Source organism: Pseudomonas sp. TH39(2020) (assembly GCF_016650715.1).
Classification (GTDB): domain Bacteria; phylum Pseudomonadota; class Gammaproteobacteria; order Pseudomonadales; family Pseudomonadaceae; genus Aquipseudomonas; species Aquipseudomonas mandelii_C.
This window is the reverse complement of the sequence record NZ_JAEKFF010000007.1, coordinates 1,560,595-1,582,091: the sequence shown is the minus strand read 5'-3', so window position 1 is coordinate 1,582,091 and position 21,497 is coordinate 1,560,595. Positions and strand designations below refer to the sequence as shown.

Annotated in this window: 35 protein-coding genes and 1 tRNA gene; 24 read left to right on the top strand and 12 right to left on the bottom strand. The window is 55.3% G+C overall.

The features are described from left to right. Positions 1-2 precede the first annotated feature (2 nt). The 15 genes from JFU47_RS27750 (at position 3) to JFU47_RS27680 (ending at position 8,661) form a co-directional block, all read left to right on the top strand. On the top strand, positions 3-539 hold the full coding sequence (locus tag JFU47_RS27750; protein ID WP_201187095.1) for a PIN domain-containing protein: 537 nt from the start codon (positions 3-5) through the stop codon (positions 537-539). A gap of 238 nt (positions 540-777) precedes the next feature. Next, positions 778-1,113: a c-type cytochrome gene (locus JFU47_RS27745; RefSeq protein WP_201187086.1), complete on the top strand. Its 336-nt coding sequence runs from the start codon at positions 778-780 to the stop codon at positions 1,111-1,113. An 85-nt stretch (positions 1,114-1,198) separates the two neighbouring features. Then, positions 1,199-1,417: a hypothetical protein gene (locus tag JFU47_RS27740; RefSeq protein ID WP_201187084.1), complete on the top strand. Its 219-nt coding sequence runs from the start codon at positions 1,199-1,201 to the stop codon at positions 1,415-1,417. A 179-nt stretch (positions 1,418-1,596) separates the two neighbouring features. Continuing rightward, entirely contained in the window at positions 1,597-1,848 is a 252-nt protein-coding gene (locus JFU47_RS27735; RefSeq protein WP_201187082.1) for a DUF1654 domain-containing protein, read from the top strand. A gap of 431 nt (positions 1,849-2,279) precedes the next feature. Further along, on the top strand, positions 2,280-2,465 hold the full coding sequence (locus JFU47_RS27730; protein ID WP_201187080.1) for a hypothetical protein: 186 nt from the start codon (positions 2,280-2,282) through the stop codon (positions 2,463-2,465). 669 nt (positions 2,466-3,134) lie between these two features. Continuing rightward, on the top strand, positions 3,135-3,563 hold the full coding sequence (locus tag JFU47_RS27725) for a hypothetical protein (protein ID WP_242485166.1): 429 nt from the start codon (positions 3,135-3,137) through the stop codon (positions 3,561-3,563). Between the two features lie 188 nt (positions 3,564-3,751). Beyond that, the gene (locus JFU47_RS27720; RefSeq protein ID WP_201187078.1) at positions 3,752-4,003 is read left to right on the top strand and encodes a hypothetical protein; all 252 of its coding nucleotides are present in this window, start codon (positions 3,752-3,754) and stop codon (positions 4,001-4,003) included. A gap of 21 nt (positions 4,004-4,024) precedes the next feature. Next, positions 4,025-4,273: a hypothetical protein gene (locus JFU47_RS27715; RefSeq protein WP_201187076.1), complete on the top strand. Its 249-nt coding sequence runs from the start codon at positions 4,025-4,027 to the stop codon at positions 4,271-4,273. Beyond that, entirely contained in the window at positions 4,270-4,503 is a 234-nt protein-coding gene (locus tag JFU47_RS27710; RefSeq protein ID WP_201187074.1) for a hypothetical protein, read from the top strand. The genes JFU47_RS27715 and JFU47_RS27710 overlap by 4 nt, the downstream gene beginning before the upstream one ends. Further along, positions 4,500-4,694 carry a hypothetical protein gene (locus JFU47_RS27705; RefSeq protein ID WP_008075831.1) on the top strand — a complete coding sequence of 65 codons (195 nt, stop codon included), beginning with the start codon at positions 4,500-4,502 and terminating at the stop codon, positions 4,692-4,694. Before JFU47_RS27710 ends, JFU47_RS27705 begins: the two co-directional genes overlap by 4 nt. Positions 4,695-4,849: 155 nt before the next feature. Further along, positions 4,850-5,977: a hypothetical protein gene (locus JFU47_RS27700; protein ID WP_242485165.1), complete on the top strand. Its 1,128-nt coding sequence runs from the start codon at positions 4,850-4,852 to the stop codon at positions 5,975-5,977. A 55-nt stretch (positions 5,978-6,032) separates the two neighbouring features. Further along, positions 6,033-7,022 (top strand): RecT family recombinase, encoded by a 990-nt coding sequence (locus tag JFU47_RS27695; RefSeq protein WP_201187072.1) that lies wholly within the window; start codon positions 6,033-6,035, stop codon positions 7,020-7,022. Further along, on the top strand, positions 7,022-7,684 hold the full coding sequence (locus JFU47_RS27690) for a YqaJ viral recombinase family protein (protein ID WP_201187070.1): 663 nt from the start codon (positions 7,022-7,024) through the stop codon (positions 7,682-7,684). The genes JFU47_RS27695 and JFU47_RS27690 overlap by 1 nt, the downstream gene beginning before the upstream one ends. Positions 7,685-7,686: 2 nt before the next feature. Beyond that, a complete protein-coding gene (locus tag JFU47_RS27685) occupies positions 7,687-8,346 on the top strand; it encodes a hypothetical protein (RefSeq protein ID WP_201187068.1) in 660 nt (219 codons plus the stop codon). Between the two features lie 3 nt (positions 8,347-8,349). Beyond that, positions 8,350-8,661 carry a hypothetical protein gene (locus JFU47_RS27680; protein WP_201187066.1) on the top strand — a complete coding sequence of 104 codons (312 nt, stop codon included), beginning with the start codon at positions 8,350-8,352 and terminating at the stop codon, positions 8,659-8,661. 18 nt (positions 8,662-8,679) lie between these two features. Here JFU47_RS27680 and JFU47_RS27675 read toward each other — a convergent pair whose 3' ends face one another. After that, a complete protein-coding gene (locus JFU47_RS27675; RefSeq protein WP_201187064.1) occupies positions 8,680-8,958 on the bottom strand; it encodes a hypothetical protein in 279 nt (92 codons plus the stop codon). Between the two features lie 663 nt (positions 8,959-9,621). Between JFU47_RS27675 and JFU47_RS27670 the strand changes: the two genes are divergently transcribed. Continuing rightward, positions 9,622-10,107, top strand: a complete 486-nt coding sequence (locus JFU47_RS27670; RefSeq protein WP_201187062.1) for a fascin domain-containing protein — start codon at positions 9,622-9,624, stop codon at positions 10,105-10,107. Between the two features lie 237 nt (positions 10,108-10,344). On the opposite strand, the gene JFU47_RS33325 is transcribed toward JFU47_RS27670, so the two are convergent. After that, the gene (locus JFU47_RS33325) at positions 10,345-10,476 is read right to left on the bottom strand and encodes a hypothetical protein (RefSeq protein WP_274610006.1); all 132 of its coding nucleotides are present in this window, start codon (positions 10,474-10,476) and stop codon (positions 10,345-10,347) included. 86 nt (positions 10,477-10,562) lie between these two features. Then, the gene (locus tag JFU47_RS27665; protein WP_201187060.1) at positions 10,563-11,027 is read right to left on the bottom strand and encodes a hypothetical protein; all 465 of its coding nucleotides are present in this window, start codon (positions 11,025-11,027) and stop codon (positions 10,563-10,565) included. 100 nt (positions 11,028-11,127) lie between these two features. On the opposite strand from JFU47_RS27665, the gene JFU47_RS27660 reads away from it, so the two are divergent. Both JFU47_RS27660 and JFU47_RS27655 read left to right on the top strand, forming a co-directional pair. Next, complete coding sequence (locus tag JFU47_RS27660) at positions 11,128-11,436, top strand: hypothetical protein (RefSeq protein ID WP_201187058.1); 309 nt, start codon at positions 11,128-11,130, stop codon at positions 11,434-11,436. A gap of 4 nt (positions 11,437-11,440) precedes the next feature. After that, complete coding sequence (locus JFU47_RS27655; RefSeq protein ID WP_201187056.1) at positions 11,441-11,785, top strand: hypothetical protein; 345 nt, start codon at positions 11,441-11,443, stop codon at positions 11,783-11,785. Here JFU47_RS27655 and JFU47_RS27650 read toward each other — a convergent pair. Both JFU47_RS27650 and JFU47_RS27645 read right to left on the bottom strand, forming a co-directional pair. Then, positions 11,778-12,644, bottom strand: coding sequence for a hypothetical protein (locus JFU47_RS27650; RefSeq protein ID WP_201187054.1), 867 nt, complete (start codon positions 12,642-12,644; stop codon positions 11,778-11,780). The genes JFU47_RS27655 and JFU47_RS27650 overlap by 8 nt on opposite strands. 107 nt (positions 12,645-12,751) lie before the next feature. Then, entirely contained in the window at positions 12,752-12,937 is a 186-nt protein-coding gene (locus JFU47_RS27645; RefSeq protein WP_201187052.1) for a hypothetical protein, read from the bottom strand. 525 nt (positions 12,938-13,462) lie between these two features. Here JFU47_RS27645 and JFU47_RS33320 point away from each other — a divergent pair. The 6 genes from JFU47_RS33320 (at position 13,463) to JFU47_RS27625 (ending at position 16,477) form a co-directional block, all read left to right on the top strand. Continuing rightward, positions 13,463-13,594 (top strand): hypothetical protein, encoded by a 132-nt coding sequence (locus JFU47_RS33320; RefSeq protein ID WP_274610010.1) that lies wholly within the window; start codon positions 13,463-13,465, stop codon positions 13,592-13,594. A gap of 393 nt (positions 13,595-13,987) precedes the next feature. Continuing rightward, on the top strand, positions 13,988-14,176 hold the full coding sequence (locus tag JFU47_RS27640; protein ID WP_201187050.1) for a hypothetical protein: 189 nt from the start codon (positions 13,988-13,990) through the stop codon (positions 14,174-14,176). 52 nt (positions 14,177-14,228) lie between these two features. Continuing rightward, positions 14,229-14,585, top strand: a complete 357-nt coding sequence (locus JFU47_RS27635) for a hypothetical protein (RefSeq protein WP_201187049.1) — start codon at positions 14,229-14,231, stop codon at positions 14,583-14,585. Positions 14,586-14,635: 50 nt separating this feature from the next. Next, positions 14,636-14,965: a hypothetical protein gene (locus tag JFU47_RS27630; protein WP_201187048.1), complete on the top strand. Its 330-nt coding sequence runs from the start codon at positions 14,636-14,638 to the stop codon at positions 14,963-14,965. 43 nt (positions 14,966-15,008) lie between these two features. Beyond that, complete coding sequence (locus JFU47_RS33405) at positions 15,009-15,428, top strand: hypothetical protein (protein ID WP_342215397.1); 420 nt, start codon at positions 15,009-15,011, stop codon at positions 15,426-15,428. Continuing rightward, complete coding sequence (locus JFU47_RS27625; RefSeq protein WP_342215401.1) at positions 15,314-16,477, top strand: tyrosine-type recombinase/integrase; 1,164 nt, start codon at positions 15,314-15,316, stop codon at positions 16,475-16,477. The genes JFU47_RS33405 and JFU47_RS27625 overlap by 115 nt, the downstream gene beginning before the upstream one ends. Positions 16,478-16,556: 79 nt before the next feature. On the opposite strand, the gene JFU47_RS27620 is transcribed toward JFU47_RS27625, so the two are convergent. The 7 genes from JFU47_RS27620 to rpmI form a co-directional block, all read right to left on the bottom strand. Continuing rightward, positions 16,557-16,633, bottom strand: a tRNA-Pro gene (locus tag JFU47_RS27620). Between the two features lie 89 nt (positions 16,634-16,722). Then, positions 16,723-17,079, bottom strand: coding sequence for a MerR family transcriptional regulator (locus JFU47_RS27615; RefSeq protein ID WP_003179985.1), 357 nt, complete (start codon positions 17,077-17,079; stop codon positions 16,723-16,725). Continuing rightward, the gene (gene ihfA / locus JFU47_RS27610) at positions 17,060-17,362 is read right to left on the bottom strand and encodes an integration host factor subunit alpha (protein WP_002553164.1); all 303 of its coding nucleotides are present in this window, start codon (positions 17,360-17,362) and stop codon (positions 17,060-17,062) included. The genes JFU47_RS27615 and ihfA overlap by 20 nt, the downstream gene beginning before the upstream one ends. Positions 17,363-17,365: 3 nt before the next feature. Next, positions 17,366-19,747, bottom strand: coding sequence for a phenylalanine--tRNA ligase subunit beta (gene pheT / locus JFU47_RS27605; RefSeq protein WP_201187045.1), 2,382 nt, complete (start codon positions 19,745-19,747; stop codon positions 17,366-17,368). A gap of 26 nt (positions 19,748-19,773) precedes the next feature. Continuing rightward, positions 19,774-20,790: a phenylalanine--tRNA ligase subunit alpha gene (pheS, locus tag JFU47_RS27600; protein WP_059404377.1), complete on the bottom strand. Its 1,017-nt coding sequence runs from the start codon at positions 20,788-20,790 to the stop codon at positions 19,774-19,776. A gap of 109 nt (positions 20,791-20,899) precedes the next feature. Continuing rightward, positions 20,900-21,256 (bottom strand): 50S ribosomal protein L20, encoded by a 357-nt coding sequence (gene rplT, locus JFU47_RS27595; protein ID WP_007905879.1) that lies wholly within the window; start codon positions 21,254-21,256, stop codon positions 20,900-20,902. Between the two features lie 27 nt (positions 21,257-21,283). After that, the gene (gene rpmI / locus JFU47_RS27590; protein WP_008145659.1) at positions 21,284-21,478 is read right to left on the bottom strand and encodes a 50S ribosomal protein L35; all 195 of its coding nucleotides are present in this window, start codon (positions 21,476-21,478) and stop codon (positions 21,284-21,286) included. Between the last annotated feature and the right edge of the window lie 19 nt (positions 21,479-21,497).

Below are 21,497 nucleotides of genomic sequence, written 5' to 3'. Positions count from 1 at the left end.
GTTTGAAAATCGTCATTGATACAAACGTCCTAGTCCAGATCATGCAAAACGAAGGCGCTAAAGAACTTCGAGATCCCGAGACAGATCGAGTCGTAGACAATGCATTTATGCGGGCCCAGGCGCTTGTTGAGCGGATCGAGGCAATCAAAGGCGTTGTGGTGCTTCCAGCGCCGGTACTGGCCGAGTACCTGATAGGTATTCGCCGTGACAGCTATCAAAAGCATCTCGACATCATCAATGGCGTCAAATGCATTGAGGTTTCTCCATTTGATCAGTTGGCCGCAATCGAGTGCGCGATGCTTGTAAGCAACCAGGAGATGAAGCAGCTCGACCCTGACTCCACGATGGCCAAGCTAAAATACGATCGGCAGATTCTTGCCATTTCGGTGGCGGCCGGTGCCAAAGAGATATGGACGCACGATAAGCAGATTTACCGGAGAGCTGGAACGGTCGGCATTCTGGCTAGATCCCTCTCGAGTATTGACGCTAACCCTGAGCAGCTTAATTTTCATAACGACATACAGTCCCCCAAAACCTGAAACCAAAGCCCGGCCCAGCGCCGGGCTTTTCGTATCTGTCTGTCATCCCTTCGTCACACCTACCAAGCACACTGCAGTCAGCCAAAGGGATTTGGCCCCATCTATAGAGAGCCCGGCCTAGCGCCGGGCTTTTAGTTATCGCAGTCCTCTCGTCCCCTAGTCATGCGCCTCCTGCTACGCTCTCACGTAGCGTCCCCCAAAGCAGCCGCGTCGTTGCTGGGACGTCAAGGAGCCAAAAATGAAATGCGCATTTCTTGCAATCATAACCCTACTCTCTTGCTCATCGACCATGGCATCACCTCCAGATGGAGAAACACTTTTTCAAGATAATTGCAGTGTCTGCCATGGGCCTCGAGGCATGGGAGGATCAGCACCTAAGCTGGCCGGAGATGCCAGTGAGTGGAAATCAAAAGTTTTTGAGCGAGCCGTGCTGAGCGGTATCGACGACCATGGAAAGCCTCTAAAGGCGCCAATGCCGCATTGGGCTGGCACTAGTTTTAAATCTGACAACGGTGCAATGCCAAGCAAACTTGAAGTTGATGCAATACAGAAATACCTGCATCAGCAAAAGTAGTGTACTGGCTACGACCGTATGCTTTGCGTTCCAGCGAGCCATTCCCGCTGCTAAGCTCCCCACTCCCTCGAACGGAGTCGAAGCCATGCCCTCCCCCGAATATTCTCTCCCTGATGTCCTTGAACGCCTGCATCACAATCAGCTCGCCCTTGAGGCTGCGCTGATGGAACTGACCTTATTGGTTGAGAGCCAAGGCCATGCCGAGACTGGCGACAACGTCCGTGGCGCGCTGGACGCGATCGGCGAGAACACAGGGCACATCAAACAAGGTCTGGCCAGGTTAAAGACTCAAGGGCCGGACTGATCGCAGCGCCCTCCTCCATATATGCGCGACAAAATAGAGCCCGCCAGCGCGGGCTTTTTTCTGCCCGGAGAAAAGGTGCTTACAAGCCCCCACTACCGAAACAGATGGGTCAATGTCTCTTGCCAAAATATGGCAAGAACAATACTGTATATATATACAGCTATAGCAAGGAGCTTTCCATGTCAAAAATCGCGTCACCCGTTTCGCAAGCCAGAGACTCATATGAATTGGTTGGCCGGCGCATCCAGCGTCTGATAGCTGCACCCGGTGTCCAAAAGGTCCAGGCCATCACAGTCACCAGGCTTGAAGAAGAACCCGCTGAAGCATGGCAGCAAGTCCTTCAGGAAATTGAAGACACCAGCGGAGTACGCATGGAGCGTCTTGAGAGCGGTGCGGTAAGGATTGGGTGGCGAGAGTACTGCGAAGCTTGAAATGAGCCCGCCTTCGAGCGGGCTTTTTAACGCCTGCGAATTTCAGCATTCTGAATTTATTTATTCAGCATGCTTGACACATTAATTTCAGCTTGCTTAAATTCATCTCAAGCCAACGCAACACCGGCCCAGCAGCGAAAGCCGCGCCGCTCTTTAGCCATACCGCTTCACCTTGCCGGATCACCACCGGCCCAGATTCAAAGGCAGCGATGAACCGGCCTCAACGGTTCAGAGGGTTGGCAACTGACCCGGGCGTGCAGCGTAAAACGCCAAGAACAGTTATCCAGCGGGAGAACAAGCCGAAAGGCCCGCGGCTGGACGAACAATTTGAGATAGGCCCGTGACCGACGCCAGTAGCGGGTTACGGCGGAAAGCATCACTGAAGCCCGTTCAATGAGCGGGCTTTGGGATGACAACCGAGGGCAGCAGCCATGAATCAACCAGCAACACCAACGAAGTGCACACGCTGCGGCAAGCCCGCCGACCCGCCGGTTTACAAAACCATCATCGATCAGGCCTACGACCCGGTGCGCAAGAAGAAGTATGTGCGCCAGCAAAGCCTGCCGTTCTGTAGCGAGGAACACGCAAACCACCACCAATGGTCTTGCGAAGGCTGAAGCATCACCTCTGCCCATTCAGTGAGTGGGCAGAAGGATGCAGATGAAAGCGGACGTGGCCTCGGACCAGCGGGAGCTGAGGCGATCAACAAATAGACATAGCAGCCTTATTCGGCCATCTGCAGCAGAGCAACCCGAACGATGACAGGCCTGGTGGAAGGCATGGGAGGTTTAGCCCATACGACCAGAAGACATCGGAGTGCCGACTACTACTGAAGCCGGGGCCTAGCCAATGAGCCAGATCAAGCACGCTGACAGTCGGAATAGGACGACGGACAGCCGGAAAGACGGCCCGAGCACCTGGTACTCCCCAGCACCAGGCCGCATAGGAGAGTGATCGAAGCGTGCCCAAGCGGGCTGCAGCGCTAGGATCGCAAAGCCCCGGGAATCTCCTGAGCCGGTATGAGCGAGACGGCCAACACTATAAACGCGGCGGGAAACAAGCAGGGGTTGCGCCCTGGTGTTTCGATCACTCTCCGATGCGGACGAAACTGCGGCCTATAACCGCCCACCTGCATCAAATCCCAGAATCGGTTGTTATCGAGCGCTGGCGAACTGAACACGGCCGTGGAACTCGGCGCCGGAGACGTGACCGGCAATTCCTCGTACTTGAGATGATGGTAGCGGCATGGTCAAATAAGTGATGGCCTTTTGCCAAGGAGATCTCAGTTGAAGCAGTACCGCGGATTAATCATATTTTTTTCGGCAATGATTTCACTCTTTATCCTGGTCCAAGTCTGGCATTTAAAGTCTGCTCCGGAAGAGAAAAAGCAAGAGCGAGAACGCCAGCTTCAAGGGATCGCGCTCCTCATGAATGTCGGATCCCCAAAGATGTTCGATGAATCAACTCGCCTCGATTCGGTAACCTACAAAGATGGGATCATGCGTGTCTCATACACACTCACAAAAGTCTCGAAAAACGAAGTCGATTCCGATTCATTTACGAAGGACACAAAAGCCCTTGCCACCTCGGTATCCTGCGCCGAAAAAGGTCTAGGACCTTTCGTGAAGTCGGGGCTTTTGGTTAATTACACCTTCAACGACTCAAGCAACTCACCGATAGCCGACATTCAGATAGGCACGTCCGACTGCCTCTAAAGGTCAGCACCTGAAGCCTGCGTCTCTCGCGGGCTTTTTTATGCGTGCCATACCCGCTACGGGATCCGCGCTACTCGTCCCCCCTTCCCCGACACCACCCGCATGCACTCCCCTCCGCGCCCAACGGCAACCAGCGGAACGGATGAGTGCAGCCGAGTTTTGTTGGATCAACCACAGAGGTATTCGCGATGCGACCAGTAATGACTCGAATCGGCAATTCCCGCTCCGGCTTCAAGAGCGCTGGTAAAGCGCTGTTCCATCACTGGGGTGTAGACACGATTGAAGCTGATACCGGCTTTGGAAACTACACCGTGGCGATCGTCGAGTATCCGGACGGTCGTGTCGACATCTTCCCCCCGGCGAACATCTTGTTCCTCGATGTGCAGGAGCAGAGTCAGGCGGTCATCGACACCTTCACCGGCGAAGCGAAAGTCGCATAACCCGCCACTCTGGAGGCGACCATGGCAACCAGCTATGCAGACGGTGCGCAAGCCCGAGAGTGGGATAGGCGCTACGACGCTTGGGGTCGCGAGAAGAAAGCGAAGCCCGACGAGTTCCACGACTACGAAGCCTCTGAACAGATGCGCACTCAGGCGCTGGCTGATCGGGCAGCACGACTGGTGGAAGAGCGCAAAAGCCTGAAGCAACGTATTGCCGCCACCATGGCGCAGATGGAAATGGTGTGTCCGCCAAAAGGAGGCGCAGCGTGAGCACTCAACAACGCGACCACGATACGGCGGTCACCTGGATCGAAGGCGAGATCGACAACATGATCCGCGACCTCGGCAAGCCAAACGCCAGTTCAGCTGCGACATCAGTAATCACGTTGGCCTACCTGCTGCGCGTGATCGACGACGGCGAGCAGCGCCACTACCGGGCCCGCATCGATCAGATTTACTCCTCCTACAACGAGTCGAACAAGCAGGGAGCAGCAGCATGACGACCCCACCGGTTAAATCACTGATCGACGAGCAGCTCGACGAGATCGAATCGAAGCTGGTCCTGCTGGGTTTCGGCCTACCGTTCAACGAGGTGATTGGCAAGTCTCGCGAAGCTCTGGTCGCCAGCCTACCGCGCCGTCTGGCGGCAACCATGAAAGGCGGCCGGATCGCGGTGAGGGTTCGGCCATGACTGCCTATCAGCGCGCAAAGCGCTTTTGGTTCTGGCGCGGCTCAGCCATCGCCCTGCTCTTCTTCACCGCCTGGATGCTGGCAAGCGCCTACTCCGGCCAGCTCACTCAATAACCCACACCTTCAAAGCTGCGTACCGCGCCGCAAGGAACTGTCATGTCCACAAATACTAAACAAGCAGTCGCACAAGAATCGCTCGAAATGAGCGAAAGCGACGATGTACAAAAATCTGTAGTCCCTGCGGTAGCCGTCACCGACATCGCCGAATATCGGCCGCACGAAGAACAGATCGTTCGCCTGGAGACCACTTACGCAAAGCTGGTCGTTGACTGCTCGACCAGCGAAGGTTTGGCGAATGCGAAGGAAGTTCGCGTTGACATCCGCGACGTGCGCTATGCCCTGGCAAACACCACCAAGACGGCACTCGTCCCCTATCAGCAGAAAGTCAAAGATGCCCAGGCTCGCGTCAACCAAGTCAAGGAGTTCGGTGAGGCGCTGAAGGATCGCGTTTTGGCAATCGAAACGCCTGTCGACGAAGCAATTAAGGCCGAAGAAAAACGCGTAGCTGACGCCAAGGCCGAGCGCGAGCGTGTCGAGGCTGAACGTATCGAAGCTATCCGGACGAAGATTACCCGCTTCAGTTCTGTCGCTGCTGCATATGCAAGCCGCAGCGCTGCTGATGTCGTAAGCGTTCTGCAAAGCGTCAAGGAGTCGGTGATTTTGCCCGAAGAATATGCCGAGTTCGAAGCTGAAGGCACCATCGCTCGCGACAACGCTATTGAGCAGCTTGAAACGCTACACAGGTCTGCCGTTGAACGAGAAGAGGCTGCCGCCAAGCTGCTGGCCCAGCAGAAAGAACTTGATGAGCTGCGCGAGAAGCAGCGCATCGCCGATGAGAACGCGGAGAAGGAACGTCAACGGATCGCAGCAGAAGATCGCCAGCGCATTGCAGATCAGCAAGCAGAATTGAACCGGCAGCGCGAGCAACTGCAACGCGATCAAGACGCTCAGCGCCTAAAGGACGAGCAGAACCAACGCGACCAGGAAGAACTGGCTCGCCTGCGCGCACAAGCTGCCGCACCGGCACCACTAACTGCCGTGACTCCGGCTCTGGTTGCAGAGAAGGTTGAAATCGCCCCCATCAGCACACATGCGGTCGCCGCTGAATCGGACGATGTGACCACGACCGCGCCATCGGTTGACGACATTGTCGAGGTTGTAGCCCTGGGCTTCGACGTGGACCTCGACACTGCTCGCGCTTGGCTTCGCGCCATCCGCTTCTAACCCCCCTCTTTCCATCTAAAGGTCGACTCATTCCTTGTCGGCCACGGAGAGCGCAATGACCGATTCAGACACCCAAGCACCAACCGGCCTCGCCACGTACCACGATCCATCGCACAACGCGGCAGCGCTCATTCTCGATCCAGGCACCATGAAGTCGATGAGCGACCTCGCGCTGATGATGTCGAAGGGCGTGACAACAGTCCCCAAGCATCTGAAGGGCAATCAAGCTGACTGCATGGCGGTAGTGCTACAAGCGATGCAGTGGCAGATGAACCCTTTCGCTGTTGCGCAGAAGACGTTCATCGTCAACGGCGGTGCATTGAGCTATGAGGCACAGCTCGTCAACGCAGTGATCACCGCCAAGGCCCCCGTCAAGGGTCGCTTGAACTTCGAGTGGTTCGGCACCTGGGAAAACGTCATCGGGAAGATGCGCGAAGTCACCAGCAAAACCAAGAAGGACGAGGACACTGGCGAGTTCAAGAAGTATCGCGTTCCGGCCTGGAGCTTTGACGACGAAAAAGGTCTCGGGATCAAGGTTTGGGCAACCTTCAAAGGCGAAGATGAGCCACGCGTTCTGGAACTTCTGCTCACCCAGGTCCGTACTCGGAACTCTACGCTTTGGGCGGAAGATCCAAAGCAGCAGATTGCCTACTTGGTGACTAAAAAATGGGCGCGACTCTTCTGCCCTGACGTCATCCTCGGCGTCTATACACCCGATGAATTCGAAGACTCGTACGGCGGCGAAATCGATATCACACCTGCGAAGCAGACTTCAAACACCGCTGCCGCTGCTGGTGTGTCGTTCGGCCCGAAATCCCCGTCGCCGGAAATCGACGGAGTATTCGCAGACCTTTTGGTCGTCGCGAAGCGGCAGGACATCGAAGCCTATGCGACAGCCTGGGCAGGTCTCAAGCCTAAGCAGCGCGCAGCGATCGGCCTGGAATGCCACGAAGCGCTAAAGAACATGGCGGCAACTGTTGATGGCGACTTTACCGATATGACTGGCACCAACGACGGCCTGTCTCAGGTCGAGGAAGCGGCGTAGTGAGAACGGAGCTTCAGGGCACTGAAAAGTGGCATGCAGACCGATCTGGCCGAGTGACAGCCAGCCGGTTTAAAGATGTGATTGCCTGGGGGAAGCCTGACAAAAATGGGAAGCGCGAGCCTATGGGGGCGCGCACCTCATACATGCGCGAACTGTGCTTCGAGCGATTGGCAAAGAAGTCCAAACACAACGTCAGCAGCGCTTCCATGAAGTGGGGTCACACCGAAGAACAGAAGGCTCAGGACGCCTACGAGATGCTGACCGGCAACATCGTCATACCGTCAGAGTTCATCGTCCACCCGAAGTACGACTGGCTCGGCTGCTCGCCAGACGGCCTGATCAACGATGACGGTGGTACCGAGTCGAAGTGCCCTTTCAACGAGGCGATTCACGTCAAGACATGGCTCGAAGGCATGCCCGAGGAACACATGCCGCAGGTCCAGGGCTGCATGTTCGTTACGGGACGGAAATGGTGGGACTTTCTGTCGTTCGATTCTCGCCAAGATGAAGAGTGTCAGCTCTACATCGAGACGATTCACCGCGACGAAGACTACATCGCCAACCTGCACAAAGAGCTGGTCCAGTTCAATCTGGAACTGAATCGCATGGTTGATGAGGTCGCGGACAAAGCTAGGGCGCAGGCCCATCTTTTAGGAGCTTGATCATGATCAGCAACCATCTCAGCATGGTCGAGGCAATGCGCCCGGCCTCGGATGCACTGGCAGCTCAGGTCGCCCAATATCTGGCGGCCGGCGGCCACATCGAAGAGGCGGCGCCCATCGGCTACAAGCCCAAGCCGATCAGCTACAGCAACCAGATGCCGCCGGCGCCGAAGCCGTTCGTTCGGCGTCGAGTTGAGGCGACTCCGCTGCCCATAGCCGCCGCTGATATCCGCGACGAGAAACGCAGGCAGCGAGTCGACCAGGTCATCGCTTTGAGCGCCACGCACACGCAGACCGAAGTCACGCTTGCTCTGCACATCAGCAGGCGCACGCTGTGCAATCTCGCAATGGAATTCGGCATCAAGTTCAAGAAGGTGGCGCGCGGCGGGAAGTACGACGAAGAACGCCTGATCCAGATTGAGCAGCGAGACGCCCAGTACGCCGAGCGCATCAGGGCCTATTTAGAGCTTGGAATCACGCGCCGTGCGGTGTGCGGAAGGCTCGCCATTGCCAACAAGACCTTGGAGCGAATTCTAGCCAAGTACGGCGTCGACTATCCCGTAGCGCGCAAAGGCTGCACTTCATGCGTCGCACAGCCCGCATCCAGCAACGCAAACGACAAACCTGGCTGGGGATCCCGGCCAGCGGCATTGAAGAGGTAAGCCATGGCAGCCGCGCAGAAAGACCGATCAGCAAAGACTGCGGCGAGGCGAAAGACTCGCGGCGAGGAAGAAATCAGACTGCACTGCATGGCAGGAACACGCCAAGCGTTGGCTGATCTGATGGCCTGGAGCGGCATCGATGAACAGGGCGAGGCCATGACGCTGATGATTCACCATCTGCATGGGCTCGGCCCAGTTGGATCGGCGCAGTTTCTTGCAGCGCCGCGACACGAAATCACGATATCCGAAAACGTGTCGCGGGAACTGGAGCTCGCCTACAGACGCGAAGAGCTGCGTATCTGCCATGACGAGTGATTTGCCGCACCTCTTCGATCAGAGAAACTTTTTGACGTGAGGCAGCATGAAATGTTTTGCGGTTTCCTTCAGCTCATCCAGTTCGCCAGACTCATCATCATTCATGCGGATGTTGAACGAACCGTCGTTGTCACGAGCAAGCCCACTTAAGTCCCAGCGAACAGTCGCTTCCTTGCCATCAGGCAATTGAACCTTCCCAACGATAGTATCGGTACTGGCCGGGTTAATGCCGGTCAAAACAGCTTTGTAGCCTTTACTGGTTGTCACTTCGATCGGCTCAATCGGAATAATGGGCATCGAATCACTCTCCTAATAATCAACCGGCTCCATGCCGGCCAGCAATCAAACACCATTCAAAACCAAATTGCCACCACCCCACTATCGCATCCGGTCACGGAGGGCGGCGCCTGACTGGAGATAACCCATGCAAGCCGTAATCTATGCATGACTGCAGAATGCTGCCCGTGATCAAGCCATTGCCGTGGCATTGGAAAACGAATCAGCCTAGGTAGTGGAGACGATCTACAATCTGTCGCCATCGCCCGTGTATGCCGCGCGGGGCCGGATCAGCAGCCTGACCACCTTTGACCTGAAGCTGCTGAGGGGCAGCCCAATGCCGATTGGCAAAGTCTCCGCCGACTCATTCCGCAATGCCGCGCTCTGTGTTTATCGGATATATAACGGAACCTTCCTAAATCTTGAGCTGCCCTACTAGGTGATCACCGACGGCGAAAGCAGTATCTAGGTGTTGGATCTGAGCAAGATTGATACCAGCAAAGATCCGGTGTAACCAATATTTTTTCAGGTCTACATAAAAAATAAGCCATCGCACGATTCTTTATCCCAGAGGGCTATACTGATTTTCGAGCTTCGGCTCACCTACACTCGTTTTGATGCTTTCGATAATACTATTAAGACACATCAGCCTTAATAGACCCCACTAATGATGGAGGTGTAATTATGGAAATCGAAACAAAAAACAATGTACCAGCAGGATTCCCTTACGGGGGTAAAGTTTTTGCCTTTGCTAACCTAGCAGAAGGAAAGTTTATAACCGCAACAAGCAATAGACAGTTAATAGCTTCAGCACAAAGCATAGATAAATTCTGTCATTTTCAATTCGTCGCCCTTCCGACAAACGAGGTCAAAATCTTCTCAATTGGCCATCAATCATTTGTAAGTGCCATTGGTAGTGAATGGCCTCTTTTCGCTAGGGTAGAGGATGAAACCTGGAGTCGATTCATTGTTGAATACAATGCTTCGATAGGAGCATTCACAATCAAGAGCACACAAGCCTTAGCTGCAAGTAGTTCTTATGTGAGCGTCGCTGATGCAGGAAAGCGGGTGCGCATTTGCGAAGCAACTCCAAGAGAGAAGTGGAGCTATTTTCAGCCCTATATTCCAAACGGAGTACCAGCGACCAACATAGGGCAATTTATGCCTTAGTTTGATCAATCACGAACGGGTGAAACCCACGCTGCATTGTAGCCTCTTGGAATTGGCACGTGGGTAACACTAGATTACTTCCCATTACCTAATGCCTCGAATACATCGGCAGGCAGAGGCACTCGGGATGCAATCCGATGCGATCAAGCTGCGCCATAAAACTCGATCAACGAGCCGTTTTGTGTTTAGAAACCGCTACTGCCTTACTATCCACTCTAGGCGGCCGATCATTTTTTCTTAACTTGCGTAACTGCGCGTCACCTCGATGTTGATCCGCCAGACCTCCTGGCCGCTCTCCAGCGTTTCGCACTCCATGTAGTTCCAGAGCCGAAAGCCTTCGTACTCGTCATAAATATCGTGCTTGGTCATGTCGTGGTCCTTTTGAGGAGGCCGCATCGTAGCACCCTGTGAAGATTGGCCATGGCCACTGGATTACCCACCCTCACCTATTGCAATCAGCGCGGGGCATGCCCGAAAAGTCCTCGTGTGTCTTCTAGCCAGGAAAGTTCCTTATTAGGATCGGGCTCCGCAAACTTGCTCAGCTTGTTCATATTTGAATTGAAACGCATCGTCGGTGCCGCGGTTACTCCTGCTAAGGGAGTTACACAAGATAGCAAGTAATTATTTTCGACAACTGCTCTCGCTATATCTCGCATCTCATCTCGGATGGCTTCAGCTTCATCAAGGGCGAGTTCAGTGGCCTTTAGTTTTCGCTCTATTGAAGCCTGGCCAAAAGAAATCTTCGAGATGGTATCCGTGCCGAAGACAAGTCCACCAGCTACCAGTAACCAAATAGTTTCAACCGCCAAAAACACATCTACGCCTATTTTCCCAAACAAAAGCGGAATCGGCAGTAGCAAGACGGCGACAGCAATCATGGTGCAGCCAACGCGCCCAGCAAGTCCTAATTCTTTCTGCATCACATCCCCTATATCCGGCTCCATGCCGGGCCGAACACCAATACCTCACTTCAACGAATCACGCCAGCCAGCGAGGCAGGCGTCTGCCTGGAGATAACCAATGAGCATTCCCGCAAATGCTTTGAGCGACGAAGAGTGTCTTCACTACGCCGCGCTTGATCCGGCGGCCGCCGCCGAACTGACCCGCCGCTTCACCTCGCAGAGCATCGACCCGAGCGCAGAGCGTGAAGAGCTGCGTGAAGACATCCGCCGCCTCGAAAGCCAGGCGAGCGATGACGAAGACGAACTCGAAAATCTTCGCGATGGTGCCGGCGAGGCCTGCCAGTGGATCAAGCGAGCAATGGACCCGGACGACCGGGAGCTTTCACTGAATGCGCTGCTGCAAAAAGCGCTCGACTGCCTGGAGTGATGCCATGAGCACTTTCGCTGTATTCGGAATGAATGAACACTTCGCCCGCGAAGAGGCGAAGCGCAAGGTTCGCGACTTCAAGATCGAAAAGGGTCAGCGGATTGAACTGTCGATGAGTCAGTGGCTACAGACTGTCGAGGATCGGGTGGTCAAGATCATGGACGGCAAGCGGGTCGCCCAACTCAGCAGCATGTTCGATGCCCCCCCAGTACGCCGCGGATTACGCCGAGCGTATACGAAAGCTGGGGCGGTGCCGCGACGTCATTATCAGGGCGAAGATCAAGTTGCCGCAGGACGACCTGAGACGGAAGTCGCCGACCAAGCTTTCTTGGCTGGACTACTCACCTGAATCGACAGCCGCCGCCTGACCCACCCTCACCTTTTGCATTCATTTTTTTGTAACGATGGCTCATTACACCGTCCTTAATTTCAAGTTGGCCTCGCCTCAATGTAATAGCTTGAGACGCAAATTGCTTAACAGGAACAATGGACGTAATGTCACTTAGGTCGCCAATTTCAAGTTCGAGCGCACCATCGGCATTTAAAGCCCCTGAGGTACAACCAAGACAAAATCTATACTCCCGCTGCCATGCATACTCAATATCTTTTCTAAAAAGTCCGACGATGCCGCTATGATTACTCATATCTACATAATCAACTTGTCCATAGCCACCTTCAAAAAATGGAGAACTATATAAATACGGGTGCGCAAGGATCGCCGCACTCAATCTCTTTGAAAACTCACCATGATTATTGATCTTCAACACATGATCGCCAAATTCTGCGAAGCGATTACTTAACGTAACCTGACCTGCATGTTCACCTGGGATCAGGCCGTCAAGACCATCAGCTAAAGCAGCCATGCAGAAAATAAAAATATTTGATGGCTTAGGTAGATCCACATGCAACATAGCTTCCGATCCTAGCGAAACTTCTTCCCCATCGACCTCAACAAAAAACTCACCGACCTGCCTTCCATCTAATTGACTATGAACCGTTAAATAATTTTTTTCTAACACATCTTTTCTTAGCGCTGTAGCCTCTTCACCTTTCAGCCCTGAAAAATAATTCACACTATTCATATAAATTTTACCCTTCTGAAATTGTTTCAGACGGGAAAGCGAGCCAGCTCGGAAAAGCAACCAACACTGACAATTCGGACTTCGATCTGGAAATACATCCGTTTGAATAGAACCAGAAAAAGCCATGATCCCCCTTAAATTCTCACAGTTGTTTATCCGGCCCAATGCCGGGCCGACACAAATACCCCACTTCAACGAATCACGCCAGTGAGCTGGGCGGCTGGCTTCGTCGCCTACCGCACCAAAGGCTCAGCAACTCGGTCTATCGCCTTCCTGTAGGTGGCCAGCTCAATGATCTGCCGCAAGCAGATTACGACCTCTAGCTTCTGCTTATCGTCGGGGATCCCTATTCGCTTGAGCATCATTTGAGCGTCTTCCTCGATTGCCGCAAGTGCATCGATATCGCTTTGCAATCTCATGTCGGCCTCCAGTAAGGCTGAATTCGAGATAGATACATAGACCACAAACTAAAATCACGCCAGCCGCCCGGGCATCACCCGGCACAGGACGCCCCACGCCCACAGAAAACAAACTAACCCTGAAGCAGCAGGCACTTCGGCGGATCGAAGTACGAAGTCCTATTCCGAAGTCATCGATTCCCTAGAACGACTCGGCAAGCTGGCAGATAACTCTTTGGAGGCACGACGCAATAAAGAAACGTTGTAATCGTAGGTCGATATCAACGGCATTGGCCCCTCGTTCCGAGCCATCCCAAGCCATTGCCTTGCTCGTTCAACGTCAAAGAATTCGTTCTTGAACTTCATCTTCGCAACAAGGTTCGCTGAGACCCTAAAGTGTCCACATCCGGCCGAGCATTTGACCTCGGACCAGCATCCTGCCATGTGAACAATTTTAGAAGCAGCCTGGCAAATTAAGCATTGCATGTCCGATCTCCATTTCGATGACTTACCTACTGTAGCCGAACATCGGCCAAGGCTCCCCCTATGCCCACAGAAAAAAATATCGTTGAGCCGCTGAAGGTTGAGCACTCGACAGTGACGAAGCTGATCATCACCGGCGCGCCGCGGCTTGATCCGATCACCGCGTTCCTCGAGGACTTCGGCCAGCGCGAATGAGTCGAACCCGAACTACCAAACGGACCAAGTTCGGCTGGTCGGCAACAGCGCCTGCCCTGACGAAGCGGAAGCCTTGGTTCGGGTAAACGCTGCTGACATCATCGACCTTTACCAGCGTCTTGCCACATAGCTCATGTGAGTAGTGACCACCACGGGTAGGAGTTACACCACTCTATGAGTTGGTAGAGCATTCTCACCAGTAAGTCGGTGATTACCTGTAACAACAATCCTTCAAGCATCAAACGCATGGAGCAAGCCTCATCTTTCGGTTGTCTCCCGAGATGGCTCACATGGCGCTATAAGCGCATTACCCTGCGCAGATTCAACATCTGCCAGTAACTCCCTCCCCCTTCAAAGTAAGCCGCTATAGCGGCAAAGGACAGGTATTGCCCAATGAAAAGAACAGTCGTTCTGACCGGAAAGGCGGTCGTAAATTTTCGAAAGGTGATTGAGGGCATCGATGACGATGAGGTCGCGGAATTGTTGGCCAGCAACGACCTGCGTGAAGCGCAGATTGACGACGACGACCTGCCCGACATCGAGTGGATCCATGACGGTGTTGATATGAAGGTGACGCCATGATCCTCCCCGCCCTCGCCTACATGGCCTGGCTTATCTACAAGGGGCCGCGGCGATGAAGGCCCGCATCGAGAAGAAGCTCAGCAAGCGCCTATTTCAGTTGCACCCCGGGCACTATCGGCGCGCTTGGATCGACAAAGACGAACCCAGTGAGCTTGCGTACAAGCAGCGTACCCGCGTGAGCCACGTATGGAGTGTCGGCGGCGGCACCGACTATTGGGGTGAAGGTCAGGACGCATACACCGTATGGACTGACTGGAAACTCAATTGGTGCTGGCATGGACCGTTCGAGGCTTTCCCGGAAGGCCATGAGTTTGAATGCTACCCGGACACCGGCAGCTTCAGACCGACCACTCGCAACCTTCTGAAACTGGCCGCTGACTGCGAGCTGGCCTCCAAAGCACCAGCCTAACTCTCCTTCCACCTACCAGCCTGCCGGTGAACGGCGGGCGAGGAGTTCCTGTGACCAAAGATCAGCTCCCAGCGCTGGCAGCAGCAGTTGCGCGCGCAATCGATGCAGGCAAGGCGGCCGCCAACGCGGCACCTGATGACGGCGGCAGCGCCAACCTCGATCGCGTTTACATCCGGGTCGGCCTTCTCCGCGAAGGCACCCTGGACAAGGCAGGCATTGTTGGCTGGATGCAGGCTGCCACCACCTACCACGCCAGGGCTTTTCACCTCGGCACCCCATTCGATGGTCAGGGTAACCGGCGCTACGCCGGCGTGCAGGCCATGTACAAATCCCTGAAGGCAGAAGGCGTCGAGTGCGGCGTCTGGTACCAAATGGATTAACCCACTCCCCACCTTCTGCCGCCACGCGCGGCATGGAGCACTTATGTCTGCAGAACTGGCGCAGGCGCCCTCCCGGCCCCGACGCGAAAGCATCCTTCCCCGCTTCATCCGTGCCGGCGCTGCGCCCATCTATTTGGGTATGTGCCGAGCCGAGTTCGACAAAACAGTCCGCCCCCATGTCAGCGAGTTCCCAATCGGCGAGCGCGGTGTTGGCTTCGACCGGGAAGAGCTCGACGACTGGGCTACGGCCTACGTCGCAGCGAAGGCAATTGATAAACATGGCGCTTCGGAGCAACAATCGCCCCGCAGCGAGCGCCAGAAAGGAGATAAATCATGGCGCGAAAATCGATCACAGGCCTCTCCGAGAGGAAAGGTATCTGGCATATCGACAAGAAAATCAACGGAGAACGACTTTACGAAAGCACTGGAACTGGTGACCGGGAAGAAGCGGAGCGCTACCTGATCTACCGGCTGGAGCAGATCCGGCAACAGAAGGTGTACGGCGTAAAGAAGGTCAGGATCTGGCGGGAGGCTGCGACTCGCTTCCTGTTGGAGTTCAAAGACCAGCCTTCAATCAAGCTTTCGGCGCACCACCTTTCCCAGCTGGACCCGTTCATAGGCGACATGCCGCTGACCCACATCGATGATCAGGCCTTAGTGCCGTTCATCAAAGACAGGTTGGCGACCAAGAAGCTTGAGGGCGGCAAGGTGAAGAAAGGCGTCAGCAACAGGACGGTGAATATCTCGATCGAGCGTGTGGTTCGGGTTTTGTCGTTGTGTGCCAGGAAGTGGCGAGATGATGAGCGCAGGCCGTGGCTGGATAGCGTGCCGATGCTCACGAAGCTGGAAGAGAAGAAGTCGAGCCGCAAGCCGTACCCGATGTCGTGGCCGGAGCAGTCGATTCTTTTCGGGCAGTTGCCGGCCCACCTGCAAACGATGGCGTTGTTCAAAGTGAACACCGGCACCCGGGAGCAGGAGGTCTGCAAATTGCGATGGGATTGGGAGATTTCGGTTCCAGAGCTCGGGACCAGCGTGTTTCTGATTCCGGCAGACTTTGGCGGCAGACACGAACGGTCTGGAGTGAAGAACGGTGACGAGCGACTGGTCGTGCTCAACAACGTGGCCAAGTCGATCATCGAGAAACAACGCGGCGTGAGTAAGGATTGGGTTTTCCCTTACAACGGCACCCCGATGCATCGAATGAATGACACGGCTTGGCAGAAGGCTCGGGTGAGAGCGGCGAAACTCTGGCAGGAGGAAAACCTTCGCCCCGCTCACCCAGGTTATGCATCCATAAGGATCCATGACCTCAAACACACATTTGGCCGTCGGCTGCGCGCAGCAGGCGTAACCGAGGAAGACCGCAAGGCTCTTCTTGGCCACAAGAACGGCAGCATCACCAGTCACTACTCGGGCGCTGAGCTCGGGCATCTGATTGAAGCTGCGAACATGGTATCAGCAACCGATTCGCGTGGACCGGTCCTGACAATATTGAAGCGAAAGCAGGCGTGAAAAATTAGAGGAGTCACGCAAAAGTCACGCGCATGAAAAAGCCCAACCTGAAAAGATTGGGCTAAGTCATTGAATTATATGGTCGGGACGGAGTGATTCGAACACTCGACCCCTAGCACCCCATGCTAGTGCGCTACCGGACTGCGCTACGCCCCGACTAGGCGTGAAACCCGTTCCTCTTCTCGAAGAACGCTCAAGAATATATCGCAAGCTTTTGAAAACTGGAAGTATTTAAAAGCAGGAATTTATTTCTTGAGTACCACCAGAACATCCTCCAGCTCGGCGATCATCTGGCGGATCATTTGCTTGTATTGGGTCGTGTCGTCTTTGGCTTCATCGCCGGACAAACGCAAGCGTGCGCCGCCGATGGTGAACCCCTGATCATAAAGAAGCGCGCGGATCTGCCGGATCATCAGCACGTCTTGTCGCTGATAATACCGGCGGTTTCCGCGGCGTTTGACGGGGTTGAGTTGAGGAAACTCCTGCTCCCAGTAGCGCAGCACGTGTGGTTTTACCGCACACAGCTCGCTGACTTCACCAATGGTGAAGTAGCGTTTGCCTGGGATGACGGGGAGCTCGTCGTTATGACTTGGTTCCAGCATAAGCCTCAACTCGGGCCTTCAACTTCTGCCCTGGACGAAAGGTGACCACACGGCGAGCCGTGATCGGGATTTCTTCCCCCGTTTTCGGATTGCGGCCAGGCCGCTGGCGTTTGTCCCGAAGGTCGAAATTGCCGAAACCGGACAATTTGACTTGTTCGTTGTCTTCAAGAGCGTGCCTGATTTCCTCAAAAAACAGTTCGACCAATTCCTTGGCCTCCCGTTTGTTCAGGCCCAGCTCTTCATACAGACGTTCCGCCATCTCAGCTTTCGTCAGAGCCCCCATACGTCACTTCCTTAACGTGGCGTTCAACCTTTGTTCGAGCGAGGTGAGGATGTTTTGCGTCGTGGTATTCACCTCATCGTCATTAAGAGTGCGCGATGGATGCTGCCAGGTCAAGCCGACTGCAAGGCTTTTTCTATCAGGATCAATGCCTTTACCCTGATACACGTCAAATAGCCTGAGGTCTGTCAGCCATTCGCCTGCATTTTCACGGATTACGTCCAGTACGGCACTGGCCGCGACGTCCTTGGCCGCAATCAGTGCCAGGTCACGACGCACTTCAGGAAAACGCGATAACTCCTGGAATTTAGGCATTTTACCCAATGCCACTTCGGCCAGAACCAGCTCGAAAACGAAGACCGGACGGTCGAGACCGAGGGTTTTCGACAATTCAGGGTGAATAGCGCCGACGAAACCGACCAAGCGACCTTCACGTTCGATGCGTGCGGTTTGACCCGGGTGCAACGCTGGGTGTTTGCCCGGTGCGAAAGTGAACGAATCCAGTGCACCGGCAAAGCCCAGCACCGCTTCTACGTCGGCTTTGACGTCGAAGAAGTCCACGACATCGCGACCTTGCGCCCAGCCTTCCGGCAGGCGGCTACCGCAAACAACACCCGCCAGCATCGGCTCTTGCTTCAAGCCATCTAATTGACCAACGAAACGCAGACCGCTTTCGAACAGACGGACACGATCCTGTTGACGGTTCAGGTTGTGCTGAAGTGCCTTGACCAGGCCTGGCCACAAGGACGAGCGCATGGCGGCCATGTCGTTGGAGATAGGGTTGGCCAGCAACAGCGGTTCAACACCCGGATTAAACAATTCGAACTGTTTCGGATCGATGAAGCTGTACGTGATCGCTTCCTGATAACCACGAGCCACCAGCAGGCGACGCAGCTCAGGCAGATCGCTACGCGCCTCAGCCTTGGCCTGCGGCGCCAAGCGGGCCTGCGGGTAACGCACCGGCAGACGGTTGTAGCCATACAGACGGGCCAGCTCTTCGATCAGGTCGACTTCCAGGCTGATGTCGAAGCGATGACTCGGCACTTCTACGCGCCACTGCCCTGCCCCATCGGCGGAAACCTTCAGGTCCAGGCCGTTGAGCAGACGCTCGACTTCGGCCGAATCCATTTCCATACCCAGCATCTGAGTGATGCGCGCCGCACGCAGAGTGACCGGAGCAATTTTCGGCAGGTGTTGTTCGCTGACGGTTTCGATGATCGGGCCGGCTTCGCCGCCGGTGATTTCCAGCAGCAGGCCGGTGGCGCGCTCCATCGCTTCACGGGCCAGTTGCCAATCCACGCCACGCTCGTAACGGTGCGAGGCGTCGGTGTGCAGGCCGTAGGAACGGGCCTTGCCAGCGACAGCAATCTGATCGAAGAAGGCGCTTTCGAGGAACACATCGCGAGTGGTCGCGGTGTTGACGCCACTGTGCTCGCCACCCATGACGCCGGCGATGGCCAGGGCGCGGGTGTGGTCGGCAATCACCAGTGTATCGCTACGCAGGCTGACTTCCTGACCGTCGAGCAGTACCAGCTTCTCGCCTTCTTCAGCCATGCGCACGCGAATGCCGCCATTGATTTCGGCGAGATCAAATGCATGCAATGGTTGACCCAGTTCCAGCATCACGTAGTTGGTGATGTCGACGGCAGCGTCGATGCTGCGCACGTCACCACGACGCAGACGCTCGACCATCCACAGCGGCGTTGGCTTGGACAAGTCAACGTTACGGATCACACGCCCCAGGTAACGCGGGCAAGCGGCTGGCGCCAGCACTTCGATCGAACGCACTTCGTCGTGCACGGCTGGCACGACAGCAACCACCGGGCGGGTGACTTCGGTGCCGTAGAGCGCGCCGACTTCACGGGCCAGACCGGCCAGGGACAGACAGTCGCCGCGGTTCGGAGTCAGGTCGACCTCGATGCTGGCGTCGTCCAGGCTCAGGTATTCACGAATGTCCTGACCGACCGGCGCATCGGCCGGCAATTCCATCAGGCCATCGTTGCCTTCGCCGACTTGCAGCTCGGCTTGCGAGCACAGCATGCCGTTGGACTCAACGCCACGCAGCTTGGCTTTCTTGATTTTGAAGTCGCCTGGCAGTTCGGCACCGATCATGGCGAACGGGATCTTCAGGCCCGGACGCACGTTAGGCGCACCGCAAACGACCTGGAAGGTCTCCGCCCCATTGCTGACCTGGCAAACGCGCAACTTGTCAGCGTCCGGGTGCGGTTCGGTGCTCAGCACCTCGCCCACCACCACACCGGTGAATTCGCCGGCGGCCAGCGTAACGCTATCGACCTCAAGACCGGCCATCGACAGACGAGCAACCAGCTCGTCACGACTTACCTGCGGGCTTACCCAGCCACGCAGCCATTGTTCACTGAATTTCATCCTGCTCTCCTAAGAATTCGTTACGACTAGCGAAATTGCGCGAGGAACCGCAAGTCGTTGTCGAAGAACAGACGCAAGTCGTTCACGCCGTAACGCAGCATGGCCAGACGTTCAACACCCATGCCGAAGGCAAAGCCCGAAAACTCTTCCGGGTCGATCCCGGACATGCGCAGCACATTCGGGTGAACCATGCCGCAGCCCATGACTTCCAGCCAGCCAGTCTGCTTGCAGACACGGCAGCCTTTACCGCTGCACATCACGCATTCCATATCGACTTCGGCGGATGGCTCTGTGAACGGGAAGTACGAAGGGCGGAAACGCACGGCCAGTTCTTTTTCGAAGAACACGCGCAGGAACTCTTCGATGGTGCCTTTCAGGTCGGCGAAGTTGATATCACGGTCGACCAGCAGGCCTTCGACCTGGTGGAACATCGGGGAGTGGGTGATATCGGAGTCGCTACGGTACACACGGCCTGGGCAGACGATGCGGATCGGCGGCTGTTTCGATTCCATGGTGCGGACCTGTACCGGCGAGGTATGGGTGCGCAGCAACATGTTGGCATTGAAATAGAAGGTGTCATGCATCGACCGGGCCGGGTGATGGCCTGGGATGTTGAGTGCTTCGAAGTTGTGATAGTCGTCTTCGACCTCAGGGCCTTCGGCAATGCCGTAGCCGATGTGAGTGAAGAACTGTTCGATACGTTCCAGAGTGCGAGTAACCGGATGCAGACCACCCGAGCTCTGGCCACGGCCAGGCAGGGTCACGTCAATGGACTCGGCGGACAGTTTGGCGGCCAGGTCGGCCTCTTCAAACAGTGCCTTGCGCGCATTGAGAACCTCTGTGACACGCTCCTTGGCAACGTTGATCAGGGCGCCGACTTGCGGACGCTCTTCTGCCGGCAAATTCCCCAGGGTCTTCATCACCTGAGTTAATTCACCCTTTTTGCCAAGGTAGTGAACCCGGATTTGCTCCAGGGCATTGATATCTTCAGCGCTTTGCACAGCCTCTAGAGCTTGAGAGACGAGCGCATCCAGGTTTTCCATGTACAGACTCCAGATACAAAATAGGGGAAGAGCTTGAAGGCTCTTCCCCTATTTATGACGTTTAACACCTGACCCCACAGAGGTGAGGCCGGGTGACTGTCGGGGGTACTTAAGCCAAGGTGGCTTTAGCTTTCTCGACAATCGCAGCAAACGCCGCTTTTTCGTTCACTGCCAGATCAGCCAGAACCTTACGGTCGATCTCGATGGACGCTTTTTTCAGGCCGGCGATGAAACGGCTGTAGGACAGACCGTTAATACGTGCACCAGCGTTGATACGAGCGATCCACAGAGCGCGGAACTGACGTTTTTTCTGACGACGGTCACGGTAGGCGTATTGGCCTGCCTTGATTACCGCTTGCTTGGCAACACGGAATACGCGCGAGCGAGCGCCGTAGTAGCCTTTAGCAAGTTTCAGAATTTTTTTGTGACGTTTACGGGCAATGACGCCACGCTTTACACGAGCCATGAGTTACTTCCTCTATTCTTGACTAAATTAACGAAGGCGCAGCATGCGCTCGACTTTTGCCACGTCACACGGTGCCAGCAAGCTGCTACCGCGCAATTGACGCTTACGCTTGGTCGACATTTTAGTCAGGATGTGGCTCTTGAAAGCGTGCTTGTGCTTGATACCGTTAGCAGTTTTCAGAAACCGCTTAGCAGCACCACTTTTAGTTTTCATTTTTGGCATGTTCGGATACTCCGCATTC

Coding starts and splice junctions, on each gene's coding strand:
- JFU47_RS27635 (WP_201187049.1), top strand. CDS start 14,229: ATGAAGGCCCGCATCGAGAAGAAGCTCAGCAAGCGCCTATTTCAGTTG.
- pheS (WP_059404377.1), bottom strand. CDS start 20,790: ATGGAAAACCTGGATGCGCTCGTCTCTCAAGCTCTAGAGGCTGTGCAA.
- JFU47_RS27720 (WP_201187078.1), top strand. CDS start 3,752: ATGCGACCAGTAATGACTCGAATCGGCAATTCCCGCTCCGGCTTCAAG.
- JFU47_RS27640 (WP_201187050.1), top strand. CDS start 13,988: ATGAAAAGAACAGTCGTTCTGACCGGAAAGGCGGTCGTAAATTTTCGA.
- JFU47_RS27650 (WP_201187054.1), bottom strand. CDS start 12,644: ATGGCTTTTTCTGGTTCTATTCAAACGGATGTATTTCCAGATCGAAGT.
- JFU47_RS27715 (WP_201187076.1), top strand. CDS start 4,025: ATGGCAACCAGCTATGCAGACGGTGCGCAAGCCCGAGAGTGGGATAGG.
- JFU47_RS27695 (WP_201187072.1), top strand. CDS start 6,033: ATGACCGATTCAGACACCCAAGCACCAACCGGCCTCGCCACGTACCAC.
- JFU47_RS27675 (WP_201187064.1), bottom strand. CDS start 8,958: ATGCCCATTATTCCGATTGAGCCGATCGAAGTGACAACCAGTAAAGGC.
- JFU47_RS27730 (WP_201187080.1), top strand. CDS start 2,280: ATGAATCAACCAGCAACACCAACGAAGTGCACACGCTGCGGCAAGCCC.
- JFU47_RS27645 (WP_201187052.1), bottom strand. CDS start 12,937: ATGAGATTGCAAAGCGATATCGATGCACTTGCGGCAATCGAGGAAGAC.
- JFU47_RS27740 (WP_201187084.1), top strand. CDS start 1,199: ATGCCCTCCCCCGAATATTCTCTCCCTGATGTCCTTGAACGCCTGCAT.
- JFU47_RS27735 (WP_201187082.1), top strand. CDS start 1,597: ATGTCAAAAATCGCGTCACCCGTTTCGCAAGCCAGAGACTCATATGAA.
- JFU47_RS27670 (WP_201187062.1), top strand. CDS start 9,622: ATGGAAATCGAAACAAAAAACAATGTACCAGCAGGATTCCCTTACGGG.
- JFU47_RS27745 (WP_201187086.1), top strand. CDS start 778: ATGAAATGCGCATTTCTTGCAATCATAACCCTACTCTCTTGCTCATCG.
- pheT (WP_201187045.1), bottom strand. CDS start 19,747: ATGAAATTCAGTGAACAATGGCTGCGTGGCTGGGTAAGCCCGCAGGTA.
- rpmI (WP_008145659.1), bottom strand. CDS start 21,478: ATGCCAAAAATGAAAACTAAAAGTGGTGCTGCTAAGCGGTTTCTGAAA.
- rplT (WP_007905879.1), bottom strand. CDS start 21,256: ATGGCTCGTGTAAAGCGTGGCGTCATTGCCCGTAAACGTCACAAAAAA.
- JFU47_RS27665 (WP_201187060.1), bottom strand. CDS start 11,027: ATGCAGAAAGAATTAGGACTTGCTGGGCGCGTTGGCTGCACCATGATT.
- JFU47_RS27700 (WP_242485165.1), top strand. CDS start 4,850: ATGTCCACAAATACTAAACAAGCAGTCGCACAAGAATCGCTCGAAATG.
- JFU47_RS27655 (WP_201187056.1), top strand. CDS start 11,441: ATGAGCACTTTCGCTGTATTCGGAATGAATGAACACTTCGCCCGCGAA.
- JFU47_RS33405 (WP_342215397.1), top strand. CDS start 15,009: ATGTCTGCAGAACTGGCGCAGGCGCCCTCCCGGCCCCGACGCGAAAGC.
- JFU47_RS27660 (WP_201187058.1), top strand. CDS start 11,128: ATGAGCATTCCCGCAAATGCTTTGAGCGACGAAGAGTGTCTTCACTAC.
- JFU47_RS33325 (WP_274610006.1), bottom strand. CDS start 10,476: ATGACCAAGCACGATATTTATGACGAGTACGAAGGCTTTCGGCTCTGG.
- JFU47_RS27685 (WP_201187068.1), top strand. CDS start 7,687: ATGATCAGCAACCATCTCAGCATGGTCGAGGCAATGCGCCCGGCCTCG.
- JFU47_RS27615 (WP_003179985.1), bottom strand. CDS start 17,079: ATGCTGGAACCAAGTCATAACGACGAGCTCCCCGTCATCCCAGGCAAA.
- JFU47_RS27680 (WP_201187066.1), top strand. CDS start 8,350: ATGGCAGCCGCGCAGAAAGACCGATCAGCAAAGACTGCGGCGAGGCGA.
- JFU47_RS33320 (WP_274610010.1), top strand. CDS start 13,463: ATGCCCACAGAAAAAAATATCGTTGAGCCGCTGAAGGTTGAGCACTCG.
- ihfA (WP_002553164.1), bottom strand. CDS start 17,362: ATGGGGGCTCTGACGAAAGCTGAGATGGCGGAACGTCTGTATGAAGAG.
- JFU47_RS27705 (WP_008075831.1), top strand. CDS start 4,500: ATGACGACCCCACCGGTTAAATCACTGATCGACGAGCAGCTCGACGAG.